The sequence below is a fragment of the Aquabacterium sp. genome, from assembly GCF_014378415.1.
In the GTDB taxonomy this organism is placed as follows: Bacteria; Pseudomonadota; Gammaproteobacteria; order Burkholderiales; family Burkholderiaceae_C; genus Aquabacterium.
In genome coordinates this window covers 1-5,262 of the sequence record NZ_JACMNS010000068.1, presented here as the reverse complement: position 1 = coordinate 5,262, position 5,262 = coordinate 1, and the positions used below count along the sequence as shown (strand labels likewise).

Genomic DNA, 5,262 nt, shown 5'->3' with positions numbered 1-5,262 from the left:
GTGGCTTTTGACGGCGCTGCAACTCGCAGAACACGCCGGATTGGTCCAACTGGTCGAAGCCATGGCTGGCGGCGTCGGCATACAGCGCGGCCAGTCGCTGCGTGATGGGCGCGTCAAAGCCCATGCCCGTGGCGGTGTGAAGCGCGTTGTTCAAGTCCTTGAGCTGGATGGCCAGCGAGCCGCGCTTGGTGAAATCTCCATCGACCATGCGCTGGCCGTGCACTTCCAGGATCCGGCTTTCGGCAAAACCGCCCCGCAGTGCTTCTCGCACGCGGGCAGGATCGGCGCCGCCGCGTTCAGCCAGCAGCAAGGCCTCGGCCACCGCGCCCAAGGTGATGCCCACGATCATCTGGTTGGCGAGCTTGGCCAGTTGTCCGCTGCCCGCCGGGCCCACGTGAACGGGGCGGCCCAGTGCCGCGAATACCGGGCGGGCGCGCTCAAAGTCTTCGGCCAAGCCGCCGGCCATGATGGCCAAGGTGCCCGCCTGGGCGCCCACCGTGCCACCCGAGACCGGGGCGTCCAGGCTGGCCGCGCCCACCAAAGCCAAGCACCGAGCATGCTCTCGGGCCTGCTCCGGCAGGATCGAGCTCATGTCGATCACCAATGCGCCAGGTTTCAGCCCTGCCACGGCGCTGTCCGCCGCCAGCCCAAACAAGACCTCTTCCACCACCTTGCCATGCTCCAGCATGGTGATCACGATGTCTGCCTGCGCGACGGCTTGCGCTGGTGATTCGGCCACCAGTGCCCCTGCGGATTCAAGGGCTTGTGCCTTGGCCCGCGTGCGGTTCCAGGCGGTGACCGAAAATCCGGCGGCGAGCAGGCGGCGCGCCATCGGCGCTCCCATCAGGCCGCAACCTAAAACAGTGAGCTGGGTCATGACGGGTACCAAGAGGGGGGAATTGAGGTCAATGCACCGTGGTAAAGCGCACACAAGCACTGTAAAGGTGGCTCACATCCCATGTTTGAAGGGCAGTCAGCCGCGTTAATTTAAGCCAAGATTTGGCCTTGAAGGCCTTCGGCCTGATGCATGCTTGAATGCACCGGGTTGTTCCAAGTACTCATGACCACATCAAACAACGTTATGGCCGATTCAAACGCTGTGGAGACATTGTCCGGAGGCGTGTTGTCAGACGCCCTGGTGCACGCCCTTGACCATTTGGGCGTGGCCTTGCTGGTGAAGGACGTGGCAAGCGGACGTTACGACTGGGCCAACGAAGCCGCCTCCAGTTTGCTGGCGGGTCCGCGTACCACGGTGGTGGGCGCTCAGGACTCGGATCTTTTCGATGCCGTGCAGGCCGTGGCTTTGCGCGCCGCTGATCAACAGGCGCTGTCTTTGAGCCAAGGCTTCCTGACCGAGCACCGCCTTGAGCGCTCTGGTGAGCGGCGTGACTTCACCGTGTGGCGGCAAGCGCCCGCGCAAGAAGGTCAAGCTGCCCCTGGGCGCAAGCTGCTGTCCGTCTGGAAGGACGTGACCGAACAAAAGCGCCGTGAAACCCAACTGCATTCCGCACTGGAGCAGTTGGAAGCCCAGCAAAAAGCCAACGACAACCTGCGTCGCGACATGCAGGACAACCAGGTGCGCGACAGCGCCTCCGGCCTGTACCACCGCGCCCACTTTGAAGAACAACTGCGCCGCGAGGCTGACCTGTCCAGCCGCGAGCAACGCGAGTTCGCGCTGGTCTCGGTGTCGATCGATGGGCTGGAAGAAATCCTGCGCCTGCACGGCCCCGAAGGTGGAGAACGCGTCGTCGAAGCCTTGGGCCGTTTGCTGCGCGCCAACACCCGCGCCATGGACTCGCCTTGCCGCTTGGGGGGCGATCGTTTCGTGGTGCTGTTGTCGGGCGTGGGCCTGGCCACGGCCCATTCCAGAATGGAGCAACTGCGCCGTCAATGTGCGGGCCACATCGTGCCTCACAACGGGCAGCAGATTCCGTTTTCGGTGAGCATGGGGGTGGCGAGTTTTCCGCACACCGCGGGCTCGGTCGAAGAGATGATGCGCAGCGCCGATCGCGCCATGGCCAGTGCCCGTGACACCGGTGGGAACCGTGTGGCCTTGGCCAGCATCCAGTTCGTTCACACATGAGCGTCCACACATAAGGTGTTCGTTGCGCACTGGTTGCCGCGTTCCTGAACCCAGGGGATTCAGGTGGGCGAGGTCAGCGAGGCTTCGGGTTCATCTGACGCGAGATGATCACGCCCGCTTCGCAATATTCCAAGCCCTGGCTCTAAGAGCATCGGTTCAAGGAATTAAAAGCTTCCACGAACGCAACGAACGATTTCATTCTACTTGTGCTGTGCCTTGGCGGGTGTGTAAATACCCCGTTGCGAAGGGGTTTAAATCAAGTGACCGTCTTGGCCCAGAACCTGGTCGATGCGGGCAATCAGCCGGTCAACATGTTCAGGCGATGGCATGTCGGTTAGGTCAGCCGATGGCGAAGCAGGCGCGGCCAAGGCGGGACGCTCGGTCAGCTCGTAAGCCAGGTTCAGCGCAGACAACACGGCGATGCGCTCGCGGGCCTTGAGCTTGCCACTGTCGCGGATGGCGCACATCTCGCGGTCCACGTGCGAGACGGCTTCCTTCAGGCGCACTTCACCGCCTTCGGGGCAGCCCAGCAAATAGCTTTGGCCCATGATCGAGACTTCGATTTGTTTCATGCGTCGGGCGTGTGGGTCGGGATGGCGTCGGTGGATGAGGCTGGCAGCTTGTCGATCAGGGCATCGATGCGGGCACGGGCCGCGGCCAGTCGAGCCTTGAGTGAATCACGCTCGTGGGTGGTCACGTCCAGTTGCTGCTGCAACAGGTCGTGGGTGCGCTGAAGCTCTTCGTGACGCAGCAGCAATCGCTCAACGCGCTCGGTGAGATCATCGATTCTGGACATGGCGGCCATTGTAGGCTGGCTTACCGGCTCCCTTACAATGACGATGTTGGTGCTCGCGCCAGGGTTCTCCCTGGTGCAGTTAAACGGGAAGCAGGACGGTTCAGGCATTCACACATGCCGCACCCCACCTGCGCTGCCCCCGCAACGGTCGGCGGTCGAAGTGTTGGTGGTTCATGCCCCCAACGCTTCCACCCATGTTCTATTGCCACTGGATGCTCAAGCATCTGGGAAGGCTGCATGGGTTGCACCGCCTAGCCCGGATACCGGCCAATCAGAGGCTGCGCTGGTCTTTTCTGATCACGCGGCTTATTTCGCAGTACCTTGCGGGGACGCAGGGGCCTGGGCTCATTGTTTTCATTTCATCATGATTATTTTTATGGCGCGCCTTGTGGGCGCTCGCTTCTCCCTGACCGTGGGTGCTGCACTGCTGTGCGCGCATGGTTCCATTTGGGCCCAGTCCGCCAAGGACGCGCTTGAACCGCTGGTGGTCACGGCAACTCGCACGCCGACGGCCATCTCTCAGGTGGTGGCCGATGTGACCGTGATCACCCGCGAAGACATCGAACGTCAGGCTTCGGGCACGATGGTGGATCTGCTGAGCCACGTCGCCGGATTCCAGGTGGCGCGCAATGGCGGGCCGGGTGCCGATGGCAACGTTTACCTGCGCGGCGGTGAGACGCGGCACATCGCGGTATTGATCGATGGTGTTCGGGTTGACACGCAAAACGGCAGTGGCGGTGCGTCCTGGCAGATGCTGAACCTGTCGCAGATCGACCGTGTCGAGATCGTGCGTGGGCCGGTCAGCGCTTTGTATGGTTCGGATGCGATTTCGGGCGTGGTCCAGATTTTCACGAAGAAGGGTAAAGGCCCTGCGAGCTTTGACCTGGGTGTGTCGGCTGGCGAGTTGGGCTTTGTGAAGACCGATGCTGGCTTAAGTGGTTCTGCGGGCATGTTCGACTATGCGGTGTCGGCGGCCAAGGAGCGCAGCGACGGCTTCAGTGCGAAGACCAATTTCAAGCCGGGCACTCGGGCTGCTGACCGCGATGGCTACACCACGGAGGGCGGGAGTGCGCGCCTGGGGTTCACTCCTGTTAAAGAGCATCGGATTGAGGCCACGGCAACGCAGCAGCACCTCAATAGCCGGTACGACGCCTCCATCAGTTCTACCAAAGATGACTACAGCGTTCGTGATCTGCGAGATCTGAAATTGCAATGGAACGCGCAATGGTTGGACAACTGGTTGAGTCAGGTGGTGGCGGGGCAGTCGGTCGATCGGTATGCGACACCATTGACCGGCTACCTCACGCAAACCCATGTGGACACGGCGTCTTGGATCAACGAGGTCAAATGGGGCGCGCATTCGGTGAGCACTGTGTTGGAGCGCCGGGAAGACAATTTGAAGAACAGCGATGTGGTGCTGTCCGGCACTTCTGGCGAAGGCCATCGCAGTGACGATGGCCTGGGACTGGGCTACGCGTGGCGTGCTCATGGCACTGCCATTCAACTCAATGCCCGCCATGATTGGGACAGCGAGTTTGGAACACACAGCACGGGCTCCGCGGCGGTGGGCCAGGACTTTGCAGACCACTGGAACGTTCATGCATCGTGGGGCACGGGCTATCGGGCGCCGACCTTGTACCAACGCTTCAGCAAGTACGGCAACCTGACGCTTCAACCGGAATCCTCCCGCAATGCCGAGCTTGGAGTGCGGTATCAAAAGGACGGGGCCCAATGGGGTTTGACGGTCTACAACAACTGGGTGACTGACCTGATCACTGGGCCTCCTGATAGTGCGAAAACCTGCGTGCAAGATCGGGCTTATTGCTACAAAAACACAGCGTTGGCCCACCTGCAAGGGGTCAGCTTGAATGGGGCCGTGCCGCTGGGGCCGGTACGCTTGTCCGGGGACATCGATTTTGACTCGTCCAAGAACGCGCTCAACGACACGGATCTTCCGCGCCGCGCACGTCGTCATGCTTCACTGCGGCTTGACACCGATTTGAAGCAATGGACCCTGGGCGCGCAGTTGCTGGCGGTGGGCAAGCGCTTTGACAAGCCGAATAATGCCATCGCGCTGGGCGGCTACACCGTGGTGAATGTGGACGCCTTGTACCGCATCAATGCCCAATGGCGCTTGCTCGCACGCATCGACAACGTGGCTGATAGAAAGTACGAGAACGCGCAAACCTATTCAAGCACACCGCGCACCGCCATCATCGGCGTTCGCTGGACACCGAGCTTGTGATGCTTGGCGAACACCACCTCATCGTTGGCGGCCAACGCAGCGGCAAGTCGCGCCAGGCCGAAAGGCTGGCACAAGCTTGGCTGCGGCAGTCTGAGTCGCACAGCGTGACGGTGGTGGCCACGGCGCTGGCCTTTGACG

6 protein-coding genes and 1 riboswitch are annotated in these 5,262 nt (G+C 61.7%); of the genes, 3 read left to right on the top strand and 3 right to left on the bottom strand.

Annotation, left to right across the window (positions count from 1 at the left end; translation table 11 throughout):
• Nucleotides 1–877, bottom strand: an 877-nt coding sequence (locus H7225_RS06730) for an NAD(P)-dependent oxidoreductase (protein WP_290660127.1), incomplete at its 3' end; no start/stop codon positions are given.
• Between the two features lie 204 nt (nucleotides 878–1,081).
• Here H7225_RS06730 and H7225_RS06725 point away from each other — a divergent pair.
• Nucleotides 1,082–2,083 (top strand): sensor domain-containing diguanylate cyclase, encoded by a 1,002-nt coding sequence (locus H7225_RS06725; protein WP_290660125.1) that lies wholly within the window; start codon nucleotides 1,082–1,084, stop codon nucleotides 2,081–2,083.
• 251 nt (nucleotides 2,084–2,334) lie between these two features.
• Here H7225_RS06725 and H7225_RS06720 read toward each other — a convergent pair whose 3' ends face one another.
• Both H7225_RS06720 and H7225_RS06715 read right to left on the bottom strand, forming a co-directional pair.
• Nucleotides 2,335–2,655 carry a cell division protein ZapA gene (locus tag H7225_RS06720; protein WP_290660123.1) on the bottom strand — a complete coding sequence of 107 codons (321 nt, stop codon included), beginning with the start codon at nucleotides 2,653–2,655 and terminating at the stop codon, nucleotides 2,335–2,337.
• Nucleotides 2,652–2,888, bottom strand: coding sequence for a DUF904 domain-containing protein (locus H7225_RS06715; RefSeq protein WP_290660121.1), 237 nt, complete (start codon nucleotides 2,886–2,888; stop codon nucleotides 2,652–2,654). The genes H7225_RS06720 and H7225_RS06715 overlap by 4 nt, the downstream gene beginning before the upstream one ends.
• A 21-nt stretch (nucleotides 2,889–2,909) precedes the next feature.
• A riboswitch (cobalamin riboswitch) is annotated at nucleotides 2,910–3,166 on the top strand.
• An 89-nt stretch (nucleotides 3,167–3,255) separates the two neighbouring features.
• Between H7225_RS06715 and H7225_RS06710 the strand changes: the two genes are divergently transcribed.
• Both H7225_RS06710 and H7225_RS06705 read left to right on the top strand, forming a co-directional pair.
• The gene (locus H7225_RS06710; protein ID WP_290660118.1) at nucleotides 3,256–5,124 is read left to right on the top strand and encodes a TonB-dependent receptor; all 1,869 of its coding nucleotides are present in this window, start codon (nucleotides 3,256–3,258) and stop codon (nucleotides 5,122–5,124) included.
• Nucleotides 5,124–5,262 (top strand): bifunctional adenosylcobinamide kinase/adenosylcobinamide-phosphate guanylyltransferase (locus H7225_RS06705; protein WP_290660129.1); only part of this gene is annotated, 139 nt, incomplete at its 3' end. The genes H7225_RS06710 and H7225_RS06705, both read left to right, overlap by 1 nt.

What these genes read in the sequence shown, in the direction of transcription:
- H7225_RS06725 (WP_290660125.1), top strand. Translation starts at nt 1,082, where the DNA reads ATGGCCGATTCAAACGCTGTGGAGACATTGTCCGGAGGCGTGTTGTCA.
- H7225_RS06720 (WP_290660123.1), bottom strand. Translation starts at nt 2,655, where the DNA reads ATGAAACAAATCGAAGTCTCGATCATGGGCCAAAGCTATTTGCTGGGC.
- H7225_RS06715 (WP_290660121.1), bottom strand. Translation starts at nt 2,888, where the DNA reads ATGGCCGCCATGTCCAGAATCGATGATCTCACCGAGCGCGTTGAGCGA.
- H7225_RS06710 (WP_290660118.1), top strand. Translation starts at nt 3,256, where the DNA reads ATGGCGCGCCTTGTGGGCGCTCGCTTCTCCCTGACCGTGGGTGCTGCA.